This window comes from Sphingobium sp. TomTYG75 (assembly GCF_054771635.1).
Map to the genome: position 1 here is coordinate 184,419 of NZ_BSRE01000001.1, position 18,835 is coordinate 203,253.

Consider the following 18,835-nt stretch of genomic DNA (forward strand, 5'->3'; position numbering starts at 1 on the left):
CACATTTCGGCCATTGAATTTCGGATCGTCGCAGATGTGGGGCGCCGTACCTTCCCATCCTAACGGATCGTCGGAAAAGAGCATCCGAGCGTCCCAGCAATGATTGCCAGCCCGATGCAATTATGTCCTGCTGCTCCGCAACATAATCACAAGGCAGCGGATGCCTGATGCACACATTCGTCCTTCAGGATGAAGCGTAGTTGACGTCAGGACACGAAAAGGGTTGCAGATGTCGAAAATCGATCTGGCGATCGAGGGGTTTCCCGGTCGCCAGCCTACAACATCCGCCGTTCAGCGGAACGTAAGGCTTTGGCTGTGCCTCTTGCTCGTGGCAGCGGACATGGCCGCTCTCGCAACTGGCTTTGGTCTTGGCTTGCGCGCGGCTGGCGTGCCCTTACTCTTTTCGGGGCTATGGCAACCACTTGGCGGAGGCATGATCGTCTACGGGATCGTCGCCTTCCACAATCAGGCATTCAATCCCGTCTGCCTGACTCAATTAACGCCCAGCTTGCGCAATGCATCGCTTGCGCTGGCTGGGACGCTGCTGATCTTCCTGCTCACGGTTTTCTCGCTGAAGGCGACCGGTCATCTTTCGCGGCTGGGCATTTCGGCGGGCATTCTTTGCAGTGCGACTCTGTTGGTTATGCAGCGCCTGGTCATCGTTCGCACGGTGCGGCGACATTTCAGCGACAATTTATTCGCACAACTGATGATCATCGATGGCGGCATGATTCCTGAAGATGTCAGCGGCATGGTAATTGTCGATGCGGAAGGTGCAGGCATCAAGGCAGACCTAGACGATCCTTATATGCTGCACAGGCTAGGCACCTTGCTACGCGATTTCGACCGTGTGGTCATATCCTGTCCTGCCGATCGCAAGACGGATTGGGCTCAAATGCTCAAGGGCGGCAATATCCTGGGCGAGATCATCGTACCGGAACTGGATTCAATGGCGCCCTTGGCTGTGCAAACTTACCGCGGCGTTTCCACTCTCGTCGTGGCGCGTGGTCCTCTCAACCTCGCGAACCGCGCGCAAAAGCGGCTTTTGGATATTGCCATCACCGTACCGCTGCTGATCGCACTGACACCTTTGCTGGTTGTGATCGCGATCGCGATCCGGCTCGATTCGCCTGGCCCCATCTTCTTCAAACAAGAACGTATCGGCCGCGGAAATCGACTGTTCCACATTCTGAAGTTCCGAAGCATGCGCGTTGAACAATGCGACGCCGCTGGCGCCTCATCCACACGACGGGATGATGATCGCATCACTCGAGTAGGTGCGTTCATCCGCAAAACCAGCATCGATGAACTGCCTCAACTGATCAATGTTCTGCTAGGCGAGATGAGCCTGGTGGGACCGCGTCCTCACGCTCTGGGCTCGACAGCGGAAGAACAGCTATTCTGGCAAGTCGACCGCCAATATTGGCATCGGCACGCACTAAAGCCGGGCATCACCGGTCTTGCTCAAATCCGCGGATTCCGTGGCGCTACCGAGACGCGCCGAGACATTCTCAATCGGGTAGAAGCTGACCTGGAATATCTCCACGGCTGGAGCCTGATGCGGGACATCGCTATCCTGATCGGTACATTCAACGTCCTGATTCACCGCAACGCCTACTGAAGGGCAGGCGGTATCGCCCTCTAGGTAGGATTTTTGCACCACCTCATTGAATTTGCGACGGAATGAGTGACGATCGGCGCGTACGTGAACTATTTGTTAAGCGTAAAATAGGATATGTCTGCTATCTCGAACAGGGCGGACAAATCACGTGGCAGACGATCTTGCGCCGGTTGCCGTTGCGCAACATTCTTCCTTTGATAGCAACAAGGATTGTGCGCCCAAACTGGTGTATTCATCCTTCGCGGATCGCGCCGATCGCGGCGTCGAAATTCTGTCCCGTTGGGCAGGGATCGTCACCTTCGCAGCTGCAACCTGTTCGATCATCTGGTATTTGCTCTGACCAAGACTCAGCTTAATCTTGCTGCCAGATGAACAGCGTCCGGTTTGATACCTTGCTGGCAGATTAACAGTCCTCAACCGCACCAAACCGCCGATGATCGCTCGTTTTCACGATGAAACGAAGCGTGGCATAGTCGCGACAAGCTGCATGTTAAGAGGTTCGTTTTGCGCGCAAAGGCGCCTAGCATGCCCTGATTGCTGCAATGCAATAAAGGGTTGCACATTTGGTTATCACTTACACTCCATATTTTTGGAGGCGCTTTAACGCGCCTGCAAGCCATGATCTTTCTCCGGTCACGCGGGCGATTGCCGCAGCCATAAGCTGTGCTGCGCTCACTGCTCTGCCCTGTCCCGTCAGCGCTCAGACGGCGACGGTCGATGACGCTTCACGGCTCAAGACGATGGGCCTCCATGCGACGGCTGGCGTCGACCTTCTATATGACGACAATGTTTATCGTGTGGATGATCGGCTGGAGGATCCCACCGACGACATCATCGTGACGCCTTGGGCTGAACTGACTTATGGGAAGCCGATAGGACGACATGACCTGCTGCTGAAAGGTCGGGTCGGCTATGATCGTTTTATTTCGGAAGGGCAGCGTAGCAAATTGCGGCTCGACGCCGAGGCGAAGGCAGTCATTCGTTTTGGCGCGACTTGTTTCATCACGCCCGTTGCATCTTACAGGCAGCAGCGCGCTGATTATGGCGACATCAATCAGCAAACGGAAAATCTGCAGCGGTTCACCGCTTTTGGCGCAGACCTGAGTTGCGAGCGTCCGGGCCTGTTCCCAGTGGCATCCTACCGTCGCGACATGACCCGCAACGATAACGCCTTCGATTATGCGGATCAGACCAGCGACACATTTGTTGCCGGGATCGGCTATAACATGCCGAGCCTGGGTACGCTGACCGCCTTTTACGAGCGCGTGAACAGCGATCGGAACAAGCTTGGCATCGAAAATCGAACCAACAGCTATGGCCTGCGGTTCAAGCGTGAGGTGTCGCCGATCACACAACTTGATGCCGAGGTGCGCTGGCTGGATGTGAGCAGCGATTCGGCAGCCGTTGGCAATTATGATGGCCCAGGCTGGGATGTGAGTATTTCGACCAGCATCGTTCCCAGGCTCAAACTGACAGCCACGACAGAACGCAGCATTGTTAACGACAGCCTGATAGCCAGTGGTTTTGCCATCCGGACCAGATATCGACTGGAGGGCGAGTTCACCATTTCGGAACTCACCTCTGCCGGACTCTACGGCGAACTGGAGCGGCGCAGGTTCCGCCAGGACGCCGCGTTGCGCCCATTTTCCATAACCGCCGACCGCAACCAGCGGTTCGGAGCAATGCTGAAACGCAAGTTGTCGGATCGCGTCGACATCTCGCTCGATGCGCAACGGTACAAGCGGCGCACCGATACGGATGTGGCTGAATATAGCGGAACCCAGGCGACACTGGGCACGGCGATCCGATTTTGACCTCGAACATAAAGGAGCATGAACTGTGAAAGCAGAGGCTCTCCTGACCAGCTTCTCGATCTTCCTTGCAGTCGTCGCGGCAGCACCCGTTGGCGCGCAGACGGCCGAAATGGCGGTCACTACCGCGACGCCGTCGACTAAGCCCCAAGCTGATGCAGGCTATCAATTGGGGCCGGACGACGAAGTGAGGATTGCGATCTTCGGTCAACCAGACCTGTCATCCACCACCCGCATCAAGGAAGACGGCACTGTCACTCTCGCCTTGATCGGCCCGATTCAGGCGCGGGGCAAGACGACGTCGCAACTGGCTCAGGCAATCGCGGCCAGTTACGCGAGCGGAGGCTTCCTCGCCAATCCTTCGGTCAACGTCGAGGTGAGCAATTATGTCAGCCGCTTCGTGACCGTTCTGGGCAATGTGCCCCAAGCGGGCAATTATCCGCTTGATCGCAATTATACGGTCGCGTCGATGCTTGCCAAGGCTGGCGGCTCGACGAAGGACGGGGCTAACGCCGTCATCCTGACGCCAGCCGATGGCAGCGGCGCCGTCCGCATCTCGCTAGCCGACATGGCTGTCGGGGGCAGTCGTCAGTTGAAGCCCGGAGACATCCTGTTCGTCCCGCCAGCCGAGAAGGTTTATGTCTATGGCCAGGTGCAGCAACCTGGCGCCTTCTCGTTCGCGCCGGGTCAGAGCTTCCGCCAAGCGCTCGCGCTGGCGGGAGGGCCAACGCTCGCAGGTTCTACCAAGCGCATAAAAGTACGCCGGGGAGGCAAGGAAATACAGGCGAACCTGGATGATCCGGTTCAGCCTGAGGACGTCCTCATCATCCGGGAGAAGCTGTTTTGACGACAATCGATCATGGCTTCGCGCAGGATCGGTCCAGCGGCATGCGGGACTGGCTCCTGTCTTTTCGCCGCAGCACGGCACGTACCGAGACTGCCAATGGTGGGCCTCGCGCGGCAATGGTTGAGCCGCTGCTGCTCGACACGCCCGTGGCGCCGGGGTTCCGGCAACAGCCAGATGAGGTGACGGATGTACCACGCGCCCTTTCGATGAGGGCGATGGCCGCGCCCCTGAAGCCGATCAGCTTGCGGCGGGATTCGATCTACAGCGCTTTCAGCACGGCGATGCCGGTGACGGATCGTCATGGGCTGGCGGGGCGGAATAGCGAGCTGGAAAAGCTGGTCGAGGCGATCGTCGTTCAGCGGAAGCATGCGGTGATTTTTGGTACGCGCGGATCGGGCAAGACTTCGCTGGCGCGGGTATTTGGCGATCTGGCGGATGAGGCCGGATGCGTTGCACTTTATGGATCGGCGAGTGGCGACGCTGACTTCGATTCGTTGTTCCGGCCTTTCCTGAGCGAGCTCCCGATGAGTGGGGCTGGGCAGGAAAAAGCGCGAAAATTAATGAATGAAACCATTGATGGAACGCGGTTGGCGAACCTGTTGGTGGAGGACGTACGTCAGCGTACTATTTTGATCCTGGATGAGTATGACCGGGTCCGGTCTGATGAGGCCAAGTCGGACGTTGCGACGCTGCTGAAGTTGCTGACCGATATTCATTCGCCGGTTCAGGTGGTGCTGGTGGGCATCGCGGGAGATGTGGACGGGCTGATCGCGGCGCATCCATCATTGCGGCGGCATATCGCGCCGCAACGGGTCGCGCCGATCCCCAAGCTGGAGCTGGAACGGCTGCTGATGAGCTGCGCGGACAATGCGCGGCTGAGCCTTGACCCCGACGCGCTCGATGCGCTGGCGGGGGCGGCGATGGGGTCGCCCTACCATGCGCGGCTGTTCGGCATGCAGGCGGCGCTCGTCACCGAGTCCGCTGGACGCGAGCGCATGACGCTGGCCGACGTGGAGCAGGGCCTTGCGTCTGCCCTCGAAGATTGGGTGGAGATGAGCGGGGCGACCCACGCGCTGTTCCGTCGCGTCCTGTGGGAAGCCAATGCGAGCCGCCGGATGATAGCGCTGGCAGGCGTGGCTGCTTCGCAGATGTCGGTCATTTCCTATGATCGGCTGGTTCGGCTGGGCCATGAGGTGTTGGGCGGCGGATCGATCAATGAAGGTCAGGCGGCCGATGCAATGCGGCGGCTGGAGCCCGCGCTCACGCCGATGCCCGGCGGCGAGCTGTTCATGTTCGAAGACACGCTGGCGCCCCAATTTCTGTTGTTGATGGCGAAGCAGCCGGTGCCAGCGACGCCCCCTGCCCCCACCCCCGCCGAAGAGATGCGGGCCATGTTGCGAGGAGTTGACGGGCTATGACCATGAACCCGATCGATCTGCTGTCGGCCGTGCAGGCGCGATGGCGGACGGCGGCGCTGCTGGGCGGCGCGCTGTTCCTCATCATCGCCATTCTGGCCTTCGTCCAGCCGCGCCAATATGCGGCGACAACCTCGCTACTGCTGGACCTGTCGCAGACGGACCCCACGGACGCCAACAACCAGCCCGGCGTTCGCGTCGAGGTGGATAGCATCCTGGGCACGCAGACCGATGTCATCCGATCCGCCAAGGTGATCAATGCCGTGGCCAAGGAAGCCGGTTTCGTCGATGCCCTGCCCAAGGACATTCCGCTCGACGCGCGCGTGCAGCAAGCCGCCGACCGGGTGCGGGCCAATTTGACCGTCACGACGGGTCGTCAGAGCAATGTGCTGCAACTGCAATATCTGGATGCCGACCCGGCGGTAGCGGCCAAGGTCGCGAACCTTGCCGCGCAGATATACATGCGCGAACAGGTCGAACTGCGCGCATCCCCCGCGCGCGGTTCCGCCAAATGGTTCGACGAGCAGACCCAGGAAGTGCGCCGCCGTTACGAACTGGCGCAGAAGCGCCTGTCCGATTTCCAGCGGGCGCATGACATTATCGGCATCAACCGCATGGATCTTGAAGCCGAGAAGCTGAAGAACATGTCCTATCAGCTGACGCAGGCGCAGGCCGAGGCGGCGGCGGCGCGATCCAAGGCGGGTGCGGGGTCCGTTTCGGACATTGAAGGATCGCTGATCGTCCAGAATTTGCAGGAGCAGGTCGCGACCCAATCGGGCCGTGTTTCGGAGCTGTCGAAGACATTGGGTCCGAACCACCCAAGCATGGTCGCGGCGAACGCGCAATTGTCGGAACTACAATCCAAGCTGGCGTCCGCGCGATCGAGCCAGGCGGGCGCGGTGAATGCGAACAGCGTCGCTGCAAACCGCCGTGAAGGCGACCTTAAGTCCAACATGGCGGGTCAGGAAGATCGCATGATCCGCATGTCCGACGTGCAAGACCAGTTGATGGTCATGCAACGAGATGTGGATGCCGCACGACAGACCTACGATACGGTTCGGCAGCGCTTCAACGAGGCTACGCTGAAAAGCCAGATCTCGCAGCCTAATGCCAGCCTTCTGGATGAAGCGTCCGTCCCGCTGTTGCCAGCCAAGCCCAATCTGATGCTGTGGCTGATCGCTGGGGTCGCTCTGGGCCTGATCGGCGGGGTGGCGGCAGTCGTGATCGCCGAGATCCTGAAGCCTCGCGTTCGATCCGCCGCTGGTGTCGCAAAGGCGACCGAAGTTGAAGTCATCACCGAACTGCTGCCCGTCCCGACCCGGGGCGGCTGGTTCCTCAATCGGCAGGAGGCCGCATGAGACTGCGTTCCACGGCAGGCGCCCCACCCCAGTTAATGCCCGGCGGCGGAACCGCTGCGCTACGCCCCAGAGGGCGGGACAAGCAGAGCTTTGCCAGGCTGGCGGTGGATCACGGGTTCCTGGCGGAATCCGACGTCACCCGCGTTGACATGCATGCGCGCGAGCATGGCCTTGCCTTCCACGAGGCGGCTGTTGAGATGGGCGCGCTGGATACCGAGGCGGCAAATCTGCTGGCGGCGCTGGCAGGCGGCTTTTCGCTATTGCCAGCGGGTGACGAGCGGATCGACCCGGCGGTGGTCGCAGCCTTCGATCCCGCGAGTCCCTATGCAGCCAAGGTCAGGACGATCCGGGCGAAGATGCGGTCAGCCGCGAAGGCGGGCGATCCATCCGCACTAAGGCTGGCGGTGCTGTCCGTGGATGCGGGGGACGAGGCGGCGGTCATGGCCGCGAACCTTGCCGTCGTACTCGCGCAGATGGACGGGCAGACGATGTTGATTGACGTCGATATGGGCAACCCGTCGCTCGACCGTCTGTTCCGGATAGCGAACAAGGCGGGTTTGGCGGAGCAGTTGATGGGCAGCGCGGCCCTGCTGCCAGCGGCCAAGACCGCCATCGAGGGATTGTGGCTGATGACCGCAGGGCGCGCCTCCGGCAGTGCGTCGAGCCTGATCACACGTGGGCCGCTGGCCGACACGGCCAATGGATGGGGCCTTAAGGAAACTTCGATGCTGTTCTACCTTGCCGAGCGCAAGGGCGAGCAGACGCCGGTCGGCAGCATTTTGGCGGGCTTCGACGCGGTGGTCATCGTGGCGCGGCGTGGCGATACCGCCATCGCAGATTTGCGCCGCATCATCGACGATCTGGACCGGCAGGGCGTGCCGATCGCCGGGACGGTCATTGCATGAGCGTAGAGCGAGCCCTCCCCCAGCCTTTTCCGTCCGTCGAGCCGCAAGACAAGAGCGTGCTGGTCGGCGGCGTGCCGGTTTCCACCCTCTCGCTTGATGCCCTGATTACGAAGATGGTGCGTGAAGCGCCGCTGCGCCGAATGCAGAAGGAAGCGCCGTTGCTGGTGTTCGACTGCAACGGACAGGGGCTGTCGATGAATGCTATCGATCCGGGGTTCCGCGCCGATCTGGCTCAGGCAGACCTGATCCACGCCGATGGGCAAATCATCGTCATGGCGTCACGCTGGTTCAGCAAGACGCCCATCGCCGACAGGTCGAGCACGACCGACATGTTCATAGACAGCCTGCCGCAGGCGGCGGCGGGCGATGTCCGCTATTATCTGCTGGGCGGCGAAGAGAAGGTGAATGCCGAATGTGCGCGGCGGATCACCGATGCGACGCCCGGCCTGAAGCTGGCCGGGCGGCGCAATGGCTTCTGGAGCGCGGAAGAGGAAGATGCGCTGATCGAGGAGATCAACGCGGCGGCGCCGGACGTGCTGTGGGTCGGGACGGGAAAGCCTCGCGAGCAGTCCTTTTGCGTCCGCAACCGGCACCGGATCAAGGCGGGGTGGATCGTCACTTGCGGCGGCCTGTTCAACTATGTGACGGGTGACTATCCGCGTGCGCCGATGTGGATGCAGAATGCGGGGCTTGAGTGGCTGCACCGGATGGTCACACGGCCCCGGCAGTTGGCCTGGCGCTACATCACCACCAATCCCCATGCGCTATGGCTAATCTGGAAGCATCGCCATGGCTGATGGGACAGCGGTTGCGCAGGCCCACCCCCTAACCCCCTCCCGCTCGCGGGAGGGGGAAAACAAGGAGCGCCCCCCCTCCCGCTTGGGGGAGGGGCAAGAGTCCTCCTGCTCGCCGGAGACGCGCGTGCGGAAACTTGGCAACATCTTTGGCCGCTTCGGCTTGGCCAGCCTCTCGTCCGCCATCGTGTCGGTCAGTCATCTGGCCGTGCAACTGTTTTCGATCCATCATCTGGGCACGGCGGCGATCGGCACATTGGCGTTCCTGCTGGTTATCATCCAGTTCGGGTACAGCCTATCGAACGCGCTGATTTCGACACCCTATACGATCGCGGTCAATCAGGATGACGACGCCGATCACAAGTCGTTCGACTTTTTCTTTCCGGTGAACCTGCTGCTGGCGGCCAGTCAGGGTTTGATCTGCGCGGCGATTGCATGGGCGACGGCTTCCCCTGCTGCGGCGGCGATGTTCGGACTGGCGGGCACCTTGTCCCTGGTGCGGTGGTTCGGGCGATCCAATGCCTATGCGCATCATCGGCCCGCGCGAGCGGCGCGATCCGATCTTGCCTATGCCGGGACGATCGTCGTGGGCCTGCTCGTGGCTTCCCGAACCGGCGCGGACCTGGCCAGCATCGGCGCGATGTTGGTGGTGGCGAGCATCGCCGGGCTGCTGCCGTTCGGTCTTTCCTATTTGCGGCGGCATTTTAGGATGCGGCCGACGAGGGCTCTGAGCGCCTATCGTCCCGTTTGGCGGGAGCAATCGGGCTGGACGTTGGTGGGGGTGCTGTCGACCGAAGCGACATCCAACGCGCATAGCTATATCGTGACGCTGCTCGCTGGTCCGGCGGCCTTTGCGCCTGTCGCGGTGGGGATGCTGTTCTTCCGGCCGGTCAATGTGTGTATAACCGCCCTTACCCAGCTTGAACGGCCGCGCATGACCCGGGCCGTGGCGCGCGGCGATCATGACGCGGCGATCACGTCCGAGCGCATTTTCATGGGCGCGTTGCTGTTCCTGTGGGTTGGCACGTGCGCGCTGGCGGTGGTCGTGCTGTTCATCTTTCCCCAACTGATCCTGAAGCCGACGCTTGATTGGCAGTTGGTTGCAATCGCGGTGGGGCTGTGCGCCCTGCTTTCGCTGGTTCAGTGCGTGCAGACGCCGATGAGCGTCATGACGCAGGCGCGCAAGGCGTTCCGGCCGCTGGCTCATCAGAGCCTGCGCAGTTGTGGCGTCGGCATTGTGGCAGTGACGCTGCTGACGCTGGCGGTTGCGCCTATTTTCTCGATCGCTGGCGTCGTGCTGTCGCAGCTGGTGATGATGCTGGGCATCTGGCAGCTCGACCGCAAGTGGCGGGCGAGCCAGCGGGCGGAAGGCTAAACCCCATGGCGTCAACATGGCACCGCACTGGCCTTGCGCCCTCCCTCCCCGCTCCCGCAGCATCGCGGGAAAGTCGGGTGGTTCTGGTCGCTCAGATTTTCTACTTCATATTCCTGATGATGGTCTTCATCGGCCAGCAGCCTTTCGCGTCGCGGACGCAGGATGAGCTGGTGGCGATGGCGGCGGACAATGACGGGTCGGACCTGTTCAAGCAGGCGCTGTTCATCGGCTTTGCGCTGCTGCTGACGGGAGTGCAGATATTCCGTCAGCATCCGCTGAAATACCGTTTCACCTTCTGGCCGTTGGCGATCATGCTGGTCTGGTTCCTGATCACCTGTAGCTGGGGCGTCGATCCGTTCGTGTCCTTCAAGCGGGTGATGCAGCAGTTCATCGTGATCTACATCACATTCTGCGCATTGGCGCTGATCGGGCCGGAACGGCTGTTCACCGCCCTGCGATGGGCGTTGATTACCTCGCTTCTCATATGTTGGGTTTCGATGCCGCTGACCTCTGCGGCTGTGCATCCACCGACCGAGAGCGACAAGGCGTTGATCGGCGCGTGGCGAGGGTTCTTCTTTCACAAGAATATCGCGGGCGCTGTGATGGCGTTGTGCTTCATCGTGTGCGGCAATGCGTGGGTAGATCGCCGGAAATGGTATTATGCTTTGTTCGCGATCATGGCGTTCGTCTTCGTGATCGGGACGAAGAGCAAGACGTCGCTGGCGCTGTGCATCGGCATGCTGGCGATCAGCAACATCTACCGGGCGCTGAGCGACAATACGCAAAAGCGGGCGATCCTGCTGATCATGCTCGGGTTCGGGATGGTCGGGTTTCTGGCGCTCTACATCGCCTATCAGCCGACGATCGAACGGCTGTTCGCTGATCCGACGAGCTTTACCGGGCGCGTGTCGATCTGGCGCGTGGCGTTGGATTATTTGGCCGACCACCCGTTTCTGGGCTCGGGGTTTGGGGGCTTCTGGCAGGTGGGGGCAAACTCCCCGGCGCATGATTACCTGAACCAGCAATTCCAGATGCTGACGGCGCATTCGCATGATGGATATCTGGAGATTTGGGTGACGACCGGGCCTTTAGGGCTGGTGATGCTGCTGGTGAGCTTTCTTGCCCTTCCCGCTTATTGGTTCCTGACGGGATCGACCAAGGAGAACCAGCATCTGATGGTTCCGGCTTTCGCGATCTGGGTGTTCGTCATGTACCAGAATCTGCTGGAAACCTCCTTCTTCGATAAGGACCGGCAGGTCTGGGTGATCTTCCTCGCGGCGGTTGCCACCGCGCACGCAACTTTCAAGGCCAAGCCGCGCCCGCAATGGCAGCGGCGGCACATTTCTTCCCCGGAGGCTGTTGATGGCTAGGGTTATTATCTCCATCGCTACGTGCAATCGGCCGCAAGGATTGCAGCGGACGCTGGAATCGATCGCGGCGCTGGAAACGAGTCATAAGCTGGAGGTGCTGGTCGCGGACAATGACGCCGCGCGGGCCGAGGGCATGGGCGTGGTCGAGAGGCTGGCGTCCCAGGGCTATCGCTGGCCGATCAAGGCGCTGCTGGTGGTTGAGCGGGGGATACCCGTGGTGCGCAATGCTTTGGTGGCGGAGGCGCTTGGGCGACCCGGCGTGACGCATGTCGCGATGCTGGATGATGATGAAGCCGCCTCCCACGGTTGGATCGATGCGCTGGTGGACACGGCCATGCGTTGGAATGCGGATGTCGTGGGCGGCGCGGTGGCGCGGGAGATGGACGCGCGGGTTGCGCCCTGGGCCGCGCGGCATCCTTTGTTGCAAGCCAAGCGGCGCGGGACGTCAGGGCCTGTCGCGCTCGTCGATAGCACGGCCAATGTGCTGATCTCTGCGCAGGCACTGCATCAGATGGGCGAGCGGCCGTTCGATGAGCGCATGGCGCTGACCGGCGGGTCGGACAAGCAGCTGTTCAGCCGGATGGCCCGCAAGGGCTTTCGCTTTGCCTGGTCGGAGGAGGCTCTGGTGACGGAGCTTATTCCGGCGAGCCGGGTCACTACCAAATGGCTGCTGATGCGCGGCTATCGGCTGGGGATGACCGACATGATGGTCGAGCGGTTCCATAGGGGGCGGCTGCGCACCTTGCTGGGCGAGGCGCCGCGCATCGCCGCCGGGTTTCTGGTCGGGACGCTGGGCGCTGCGGCCACTCTGGACCGGGGCAAGCGCGTTGTGCGGCTGGGCAAGCTCTACCGCGCCGTCGGCAAGATCGCGGGCATCGCGGGCTTCCGTTACGAAGAATATCGAAAGGTGCATGGCGCATGAGCGATGCTGCTCCCTTCTTCTCCGTCGTCATCCCGCTCTATAATCGGGCCGATATCGTGGGTGACACGATCCGGTCGGTGCGAGCGCAGGACTGGCAGGATTTTGAAATCGTCGTGATCGATGATGGATCGCGCGATAATCCGGCGCCGGTGATCGAAGCCATTGGCGACCCGCGCGTGCGCTATATCAGGCAGGATAATGCCGGGGGTGGAGCCGCGCGCAATCATGGGATCAAGGCCGCGCGGGGCCGATATATCGCTTTCCTCGATTCCGACGACCTCTTCCTGCCGGGCAAGCTGTCGATCATGGCGCAGGCGCTGAAGGATGATGACGGCCGCACAGTCCTTTATTCCCGCATGAAGGTGGACCGGGGCGTCGATCGTTACTGGATCAGGCCTGATCGCGCCATACGGGACGGCGAGGATGTTGGCGAATATCTGTTCTGCGCCAACCAGTTCATGCAGACATCGACCATGGTCGTGCCGAGCGAGATGGCCCGCAAGGTGCTGTTCGACCCGGCGTTGAAGAAGGGACAGGATCTCGACTTCTGCGTCCGATTGCAAGGCGCAGGGGCGCGGTTCAAGATGATCGACGAGCCGCTGACGGTGTGGCTGGACGCAACGGAAGATGGCCGCACATCCTATGTCCGGGGTTATGAAACCTCGCTCGACTGGCTGGATCGCTGCGGTCACATGCTGACCGATCGGGCGAGGCGCGGCTATCGCGCGACGGTTCTGGCCTATCACATGGCGCCCGTGCGCCCCGTCGCTGCGCTACGCGATCTGGTGATCGGTATGTTCGCAGGTGGGGTGCCGCCACGGGTGGTCGCGCGGCAGATATTGCGATCCTACCTTCCAAAGCCGCTCTACCGTTCGCTGGTCAACCTGTTCGTACTTCGGTTCGGCAAGGGCGAACCCGCCCATGGCGGAGCGCGGTCGTGATGAGCGCCTGGCAACCTCCATCGCAGCTTCAGGCTGCCGTCGCGCAACCGCTTTTTTCGGTTGTCATCCCTACCTATCAACGCCGCGACGCGGTGGTGGCGGCGGTGCTTTCCGCATTGGAGCAGAGCATCGCGGTGATTGAGGTGATCGTCGTGGTTGATGGATCAACCGACGGCACCGAACTGGCGCTGGGCGCGATCAAGGACCTGCGCCTGACCGTCGTCGTCCAGCAGAACCGGGGTGCGTCGGCGGCGCGCAATGCCGGTGTCGATCGCGCACGGGGCCGATACATCGCCTTTCTGGATTGCGATGACCGTTTCCTGCCGCATCACCTTGCCGATCTGCTGCCCCTGCTGGAGGAAAGTGACGATGTCGTCGCCTATGGGCAGGTGCTGGCTGACCGGGGCGGCGGGCGGAATTTCCTTAAACCCCCGCGCGCGATACAAAGGAATGAGCCGGTCGATCGTTACCTGATGTGTGATCGGGGCTTCATCCAGACCAGCAGCGTCGCCTTGAGCCGTTCGCTCGCCGAAAAGGTCCGTTATCGCGAAGATGTGAAGTTTGGGGATGACACCGATTTCGCGTTGCGGTTGTCGCTGGCGGGCGCGCGTTTCGTGATGGCCAGCCGCCCCGGCACGATCTGGGCAGACCGTCAGGCAGAGGACAGGCTGTCGCAGATCCGGGGCAGCGTGGGTAGCCTGACCTGGCTCGCCGACCTGCGCCCCCATATCTCGGCGCGGGCTTTTTCGGGATATATGGGTTGGCATGCGGCAAAGAGCATCTGGCCGACCAAACGGCTTCGGGCCATCCGCTACTATCTGACGGCATTGTTCCATGGCGCCTATGGACCGCGCCTGGCGGGCGCGGTGCTGATGCAGATCGTTCTGCCGGACGGCGTTTATCGCAAAATCTGTGACCGCTGGATCGATGTCACGCGACTGTTGAGCGGGCGGAGGCAAAGCCTGTGAGGCGCCGGGATTTTCTGGCGGGGGCAGCGACGCTGGCGGCCTGCTCTCCCATGCCGCCCGGCGCCGCGCGCGTCGTGTCGCGCGAAGGATTGGCCGATCATGCCAAGGCTTCCAGGCGCTATTTCGGCGCGGCCGTGAAATCGCGATTGCTGCGCGAAGACAGCGCGTATCGCGCAACAGTGGCGCGGGAATGCGACATTCTGGTGCAGGAATATGAACTGAAGCGCGGAACCACCGAACCGAAGCCCGGCAAATATGACTTTAGCGGCGCTGACCAGATCATCGACTTTGCGCAAGCGCATGGGATGCGGGCGCGCGGACACACATTGGTCTGGTACACGGCCAATCCGCCCTGGCTGGAACCGGCGGTGCAACAGGCAAGCGATACGCAGCAACGACAGTTGATGACCGGCTATATCGACGTTGCCATGCGGCGCTACGCGGGCCGGATTTCCGAATGGGACGTGGTCAATGAAACACTTGAGCCCAATCAGGGCCGAGCCGACGGGATGCGCGCCGAGAATCTATGGATGAAAGCCATGGGCGAGCAATATATCGACCTTGCCTTTCATCGTGCGCGGGAAGTCGATGGCGAGGCCACGCTGTTTCTAGGCGACTATGGGCTGGAGCATAACTCCCCGCGCTGCGAACGGCGGCGAACCGCCATGCTGAAGCTGCTCGATCGTTTGATGAGCCGGGGTGTGCCTGTGGATGCCATCGGCATTCAGGGGCATCTGAAACCCTATAGGGAGCCGTTCAATCAGCGGCAATTTGCCGATTTTCTGGAAACGCTAAGCGGATATGGTTTGAAGCTGGCGATCACCGAACTGGATATCGCCGACCGGGGCGGGCCACCCAATCCGGACAAGCGCGACCGTGAGGTTGCGGCCTTTGCCAAGGCTTTCCTCGACGTAGCGCTGGATAATCCGGCGATGGGATCAGTCCTGTGCTGGGGTGTGTCGGACAGAGATTCATGGCTGTCCAAATATCCCGAATATAAATGGCCTGACGGGCAGCTGTCTCGTGGCCTGCCCTTTGACGGTAAAATGGCCCGGAAGCCATTTTGGGACGCAATTGCTGGCGCCTTCGATGCGGCGCCTCCTGCAAGGAGGAACCGGGCATGAGGGTCGCCTCACTCACCGGCCTGCGCGGGGTCGCGGCCGTTTCCGTCCTGCTTTATCACATCCCGCATCAACCAGCCTTTTCGCAGTTTGCCATACCGCTATTTTCGCGCGCTTATCTGGCGGTCGACCTGTTCTTCATCCTGAGCGGCTTCGTCATTTCCTATGGCTATCATGACCGGGTGGTGAAGCATCTGGGCCGAGCGAGCTATGTCGATTTCCTGATCAATCGCATGGCGCGGGTCTGGCCGCTGCACCTGATCGTGACATTGGTCTTTGGGCTGCGCATCCTGTTCAACGTGTCGGGCAATCAGTCGATAGAGTTGAACCCGGCCAATATCCTCAGCAATCTGTTCATGGTGCAGAGCTGGGGTTGGGGCACCGAGCCGATCGCAGGCAATAGCTGGTCGGTCAGCACGGAGGTTGCCGCCTACCTGATCTATCCGCTGATCGCGATCCTTGCCTTTTCGCGCTGGGCTTGGGCGCAGGCGGCGATCTGCATCGGACTGCTGCTGTTCGTGGCATCATCGGGACTGGGGGCCAGCGGGCCACTGGACGTCAATGATAGCGACAGCGTGCTGACGCTGCTGCGCTGCCTTGCGGGCTTTTCGCTGGGCGTTCTGACATATCGTGTTGCGGATCATCCTTTGTGCAAGGCCGTGATTGACCGCAGCGGCGGTTTTGCGGCGGTTTGTGGTCTGATCGCGCTGGCGCTGCTGTTGCCGGGAGCCGATGTGCTGGTCGTGTGCCTGATGCCCGCGCTGGTGCTGAGCTGCTATTATGACGGGCCAGCCGCGCGCGCGGTGATGGCCAACCGGCTGAGCTTTCACCTCGGCCTCATCAGCTATTCCATCTATCTTTGGCATCCGCTGGTGCGCGACGTCGCCGCGCGCGCAATGGGCGTGGCACAGCGGCATGGGATCGCCGGGGTGGACTGGCTGTTCGTGCTTGGGATGCTGGTCGTCACCTGGCTGATCTGCTGGGTCAGCTATTTGCTGATCGAGGTGCGAGGGCATCAGTTCATCAAATGGCTGCAAAAGGGACGTTCGCAGCGTCCTACCGCGCTGGAACCTGCGGCGCCATGATGGGCAAGCCCATATGGATTGCCATTCCGACGTTCCGGCGCCCGGCCGAATTGCGGCACTTGCTGGAGACGCTGGCAAAGATGGTGCAGCGGCAGGATGTCATGGTGCTGGTCGCCGACAATGACGGGAACGCGGCAGAGGGCGCGGCTGTCGTGGAGGCTTTGCGGAATAGCGGCTACCCCCTGCCCCTGACGCTATTGCCGGTGGCGGAGCCGGGGCTTTGTTCGGTTCGCAATGCGATATGTGATGTTGCGATGGCCGATCCCGCTATGCGGTTCATTGCGATGATCGATGATGATGAGTGGCCGCAGCCGGGCTGGCTCGACGCGCTGCTTGCCTGTCAGGCGCAGGTGGGTGCCGATGTGGTCGCAGGGCCTGTTGATTTTTACTTCAAGGATGGCCCGCCGCGATGGGCGCAACAGACTTTGGTGTTCCGGCCGGAGCGGCGCGCATGGGGCGCGACGGGCATGTTGTGGGCGAGCAATAACCTGCTGGTGAACCGCAGGGCGCTGGAGATGGTGCAACGGCCGTGGTTCGATATGCGCTTCAACCGCAGCGGGGGTGAAGATCTGGATTTCCTTGCGCGATTGCGGGAAGCGGGCGCGCGGTTCGCTTGGGCACCCGATGCGCGCGTCAGCGAGTGGGTGCCGCCGGAGCGGGCGAAGCTGAGCTGGGTGTTGAAGCGGATGTGGCGGATCGGATTTACAGAGACGCTGGCGCAGCGGAAACGGCGGCCGGGGCGCATTGCGCAGGTTGCCCTGTTGGGTAGGACGCTGGGTATACTGACGCTGCGCACCGCAGGGCTTGCAGGACTGATCCTGCCCGGCGTCCGCCGCGTGGACGTTGCCGGGCAGTGGGTCAAATGCTGGGGGCGCCTCTATGCCCTGTCAGGCGGGGCCCATAGCCATTATGGCGCGCTGTAGATGCACAGGCTCTTGATGATCATGTCTCCTGAGCCATCATCATAGGCGCCGCTGGTCTTCACCGCGACGTCCATGATCGGATACCAGCGGTGCCCCTGGAAGGGATTGACCGACTGATATGTTTCGACCCCGTCCACGAACCAGGTGATATAATCGCGTTGAATATCGACGGCGAAGCGGTGGAAGTCTTGGGCGAAGCCCTTGAGGCCGTAAGCCTGCTCAGCCTGAATCGTGACGCCCCGCTGGAAGCTGTGGACGCCGTCCTTGCCGCCATGAATGGTCTGGGCGATATGACGATCGAAGTCCCAGTAGCTTTGATAGCCGAAGCCCTCATAGATATCGATTTCGGGCGGCCATCCGCTGGTGGAGATCAGCCAGAATGCGGGCCATGAGCCGCGACGGTTAGGCATCCGCGCAACCCATTCATATTGGCCATAGCCGATCTGCGAGGCGATGAAATTGCGGCCATCCAGCACCGATGCGCCATAATACCAGTTTTGGCCTTCATACCAGATGGGCGACTTCAGCTTCTGGCTGTGCAGGACAAGGCCCTGTGTGCCCCAATATACCGGGCCTTCAATGCCGGGGAACAGCGATGAATCGAGATAAAGGCCGGTCTCGCCATTCGCAACCTGGGTACGGCCATGCGACAGCGAGGTGGCCCAGCGATCCCAGCCGCCGTCGGGCGAGCGCTTGTGCGTTTCCTTCTTCAGCTCGAACTGGAGCGTGCCTGTTGCCGCGAAGGTTCGGGGCTGGCGGAAAGTGCCGGTTGCCTTGGGTGTTGGCGCGACGGTGCTGCTCGCGGTGATGGTCGCCAGCGACTGCCCCTGGAGGCCGCCCCAGGGCGCTTCCCGCAGCTTCAACTGGAACTGCTGTCCCTCGGCGAGGCTGGTGATCGGTACACCGACCGTCTGGACGAGCGGATCGCCGGGGCGGAAGATCACTACAGTATCTACCGTCTGGTAGTTGTAGCCGGACAGCGCGCGCAGCGTGCCTGACCCGTTCACGGTAATGACCCGCGCGATGACGGTGTTTGGCGTCGGACGATCAAGCCTTACCGGCACATAGGCAGTGCCGCTGCCTGGATGGACGGTCGCATTGCCTAGCGACAGGGTCGACTTGTCCGGCAGCTTTGTACCATTGGCGAAATCATATGTGGAAAAGCTGGATGAAACGGTCGAAGTGGTGTCAGTCGATAGCGAAGTTGTCGAAGTGGTTGTCGATGTCGATCCACTACTGAGCAGAGTCGTGGTTGACGCCGTCTGCAAGTTAGTCGATGTCGATCCACTCGATAACATCGTCGCGGCCCCCGCCGCCATGACGCATAGAAGCGATAATCCGGCTCCACACATGGAGCCGGTCAGTTTGATATTCATTTT

At 61.5% G+C, this 18,835-nt stretch carries 17 protein-coding genes; 16 read left to right on the plus strand and 1 reads right to left on the minus strand.

All coding sequences use genetic code 11. From position 1 onward, the window contains the following. The first annotated feature begins 229 nt into the window (after nt 1–229). The 16 genes from ACYU81_RS00800 to ACYU81_RS00875 all read left to right on the plus strand — a co-directional run bounded on the left by ACYU81_RS00800 (nt 230) and on the right by ACYU81_RS00875 (nt 17,456). Complete coding sequence (locus tag ACYU81_RS00800; RefSeq protein WP_460985941.1) at nt 230–1,621, plus strand: sugar transferase; 1,392 nt, start codon at nt 230–232, stop codon at nt 1,619–1,621. A 148-nt stretch (nt 1,622–1,769) separates the two neighbouring features. Continuing rightward, nucleotides 1,770–1,961 (plus strand): hypothetical protein, encoded by a 192-nt coding sequence (locus tag ACYU81_RS00805; protein WP_460985942.1) that lies wholly within the window; start codon nt 1,770–1,772, stop codon nt 1,959–1,961. A gap of 400 nt (nt 1,962–2,361) precedes the next feature. Further along, nucleotides 2,362–3,435: a hypothetical protein gene (locus tag ACYU81_RS00810; protein ID WP_460985943.1), complete on the plus strand. Its 1,074-nt coding sequence runs from the start codon at nt 2,362–2,364 to the stop codon at nt 3,433–3,435. Between the two features lie 43 nt (nt 3,436–3,478). Next, nucleotides 3,479–4,279: a polysaccharide biosynthesis/export family protein gene (locus tag ACYU81_RS00815; RefSeq protein ID WP_460988079.1), complete on the plus strand. Its 801-nt coding sequence runs from the start codon at nt 3,479–3,481 to the stop codon at nt 4,277–4,279. After that, nucleotides 4,276–5,697 carry an ATP-binding protein gene (locus ACYU81_RS00820; RefSeq protein ID WP_460985944.1) on the plus strand — a complete coding sequence of 474 codons (1,422 nt, stop codon included), beginning with the start codon at nt 4,276–4,278 and terminating at the stop codon, nt 5,695–5,697. Before ACYU81_RS00815 ends, ACYU81_RS00820 begins: the two co-directional genes overlap by 4 nt. Further along, nucleotides 5,694–7,052: a GNVR domain-containing protein gene (locus tag ACYU81_RS00825; RefSeq protein ID WP_460985945.1), complete on the plus strand. Its 1,359-nt coding sequence runs from the start codon at nt 5,694–5,696 to the stop codon at nt 7,050–7,052. Before ACYU81_RS00820 ends, ACYU81_RS00825 begins: the two co-directional genes overlap by 4 nt. Next, nucleotides 7,049–7,957: a P-loop NTPase family protein gene (locus tag ACYU81_RS00830; protein ID WP_449473029.1), complete on the plus strand. Its 909-nt coding sequence runs from the start codon at nt 7,049–7,051 to the stop codon at nt 7,955–7,957. The genes ACYU81_RS00825 and ACYU81_RS00830 overlap by 4 nt, the downstream gene beginning before the upstream one ends. Continuing rightward, nucleotides 7,954–8,754, plus strand: coding sequence for a WecB/TagA/CpsF family glycosyltransferase (locus ACYU81_RS00835; protein ID WP_460985946.1), 801 nt, complete (start codon nt 7,954–7,956; stop codon nt 8,752–8,754). Before ACYU81_RS00830 ends, ACYU81_RS00835 begins: the two co-directional genes overlap by 4 nt. Before the next feature lie 124 nt (nt 8,755–8,878). Continuing rightward, nucleotides 8,879–10,126: a lipopolysaccharide biosynthesis protein gene (locus tag ACYU81_RS00840; RefSeq protein ID WP_460985947.1), complete on the plus strand. Its 1,248-nt coding sequence runs from the start codon at nt 8,879–8,881 to the stop codon at nt 10,124–10,126. Between the two features lie 5 nt (nt 10,127–10,131). Further along, nucleotides 10,132–11,496 carry an O-antigen ligase family protein gene (locus tag ACYU81_RS00845; RefSeq protein ID WP_460985948.1) on the plus strand — a complete coding sequence of 455 codons (1,365 nt, stop codon included), beginning with the start codon at nt 10,132–10,134 and terminating at the stop codon, nt 11,494–11,496. Next, nucleotides 11,489–12,418 (plus strand): glycosyltransferase family 2 protein, encoded by a 930-nt coding sequence (locus tag ACYU81_RS00850; RefSeq protein ID WP_460985949.1) that lies wholly within the window; start codon nt 11,489–11,491, stop codon nt 12,416–12,418. The genes ACYU81_RS00845 and ACYU81_RS00850 overlap by 8 nt, the downstream gene beginning before the upstream one ends. After that, the gene (locus ACYU81_RS00855; RefSeq protein ID WP_460985950.1) at nt 12,415–13,359 is read left to right on the plus strand and encodes a glycosyltransferase family 2 protein; all 945 of its coding nucleotides are present in this window, start codon (nt 12,415–12,417) and stop codon (nt 13,357–13,359) included. The genes ACYU81_RS00850 and ACYU81_RS00855 overlap by 4 nt, the downstream gene beginning before the upstream one ends. Further along, nucleotides 13,359–14,327, plus strand: coding sequence for a glycosyltransferase family 2 protein (locus ACYU81_RS00860; RefSeq protein ID WP_460985951.1), 969 nt, complete (start codon nt 13,359–13,361; stop codon nt 14,325–14,327). Before ACYU81_RS00855 ends, ACYU81_RS00860 begins: the two co-directional genes overlap by 1 nt. Beyond that, the gene (locus ACYU81_RS00865) at nt 14,324–15,451 is read left to right on the plus strand and encodes an endo-1,4-beta-xylanase (RefSeq protein WP_460985952.1); all 1,128 of its coding nucleotides are present in this window, start codon (nt 14,324–14,326) and stop codon (nt 15,449–15,451) included. The genes ACYU81_RS00860 and ACYU81_RS00865 overlap by 4 nt, the downstream gene beginning before the upstream one ends. After that, nucleotides 15,448–16,533 (plus strand): acyltransferase family protein, encoded by a 1,086-nt coding sequence (locus tag ACYU81_RS00870; RefSeq protein WP_460985953.1) that lies wholly within the window; start codon nt 15,448–15,450, stop codon nt 16,531–16,533. Before ACYU81_RS00865 ends, ACYU81_RS00870 begins: the two co-directional genes overlap by 4 nt. Continuing rightward, a complete protein-coding gene (locus tag ACYU81_RS00875) occupies nt 16,530–17,456 on the plus strand; it encodes a glycosyltransferase family 2 protein (RefSeq protein WP_460985954.1) in 927 nt (308 codons plus the stop codon). The genes ACYU81_RS00870 and ACYU81_RS00875 overlap by 4 nt, the downstream gene beginning before the upstream one ends. Here ACYU81_RS00875 and ACYU81_RS00880 read toward each other — a convergent pair. Next, entirely contained in the window at nt 17,441–18,832 is a 1,392-nt protein-coding gene (locus ACYU81_RS00880; RefSeq protein WP_460985955.1) for a glycoside hydrolase family 16 protein, read from the minus strand. The two genes, ACYU81_RS00875 and ACYU81_RS00880, sit on opposite strands and share 16 nt — an antisense overlap. Nucleotides 18,833–18,835: the final 3 nt, after the last annotated feature.

Excerpts from the sequence above, each read along its gene's own strand:
- ACYU81_RS00800 (WP_460985941.1), top strand. The coding sequence starts at position 230 with ATGTCGAAAATCGATCTGGCGATCGAGGGGTTTCCCGGTCGCCAGCCT.
- ACYU81_RS00810 (WP_460985943.1), top strand. The coding sequence starts at position 2,362 with ATGGGCCTCCATGCGACGGCTGGCGTCGACCTTCTATATGACGACAAT.
- ACYU81_RS00825 (WP_460985945.1), top strand. The coding sequence starts at position 5,694 with ATGACCATGAACCCGATCGATCTGCTGTCGGCCGTGCAGGCGCGATGG.
- ACYU81_RS00830 (WP_449473029.1), top strand. The coding sequence starts at position 7,049 with ATGAGACTGCGTTCCACGGCAGGCGCCCCACCCCAGTTAATGCCCGGC.
- ACYU81_RS00835 (WP_460985946.1), top strand. The coding sequence starts at position 7,954 with ATGAGCGTAGAGCGAGCCCTCCCCCAGCCTTTTCCGTCCGTCGAGCCG.
- ACYU81_RS00845 (WP_460985948.1), top strand. The coding sequence starts at position 10,132 with ATGGCGTCAACATGGCACCGCACTGGCCTTGCGCCCTCCCTCCCCGCT.
- ACYU81_RS00850 (WP_460985949.1), top strand. The coding sequence starts at position 11,489 with ATGGCTAGGGTTATTATCTCCATCGCTACGTGCAATCGGCCGCAAGGA.
- ACYU81_RS00855 (WP_460985950.1), top strand. The coding sequence starts at position 12,415 with ATGAGCGATGCTGCTCCCTTCTTCTCCGTCGTCATCCCGCTCTATAAT.
- ACYU81_RS00860 (WP_460985951.1), top strand. The coding sequence starts at position 13,359 with ATGAGCGCCTGGCAACCTCCATCGCAGCTTCAGGCTGCCGTCGCGCAA.
- ACYU81_RS00870 (WP_460985953.1), top strand. The coding sequence starts at position 15,448 with ATGAGGGTCGCCTCACTCACCGGCCTGCGCGGGGTCGCGGCCGTTTCC.
- ACYU81_RS00875 (WP_460985954.1), top strand. The coding sequence starts at position 16,530 with ATGATGGGCAAGCCCATATGGATTGCCATTCCGACGTTCCGGCGCCCG.
- ACYU81_RS00880 (WP_460985955.1), bottom strand. The coding sequence starts at position 18,832 with ATGAATATCAAACTGACCGGCTCCATGTGTGGAGCCGGATTATCGCTT.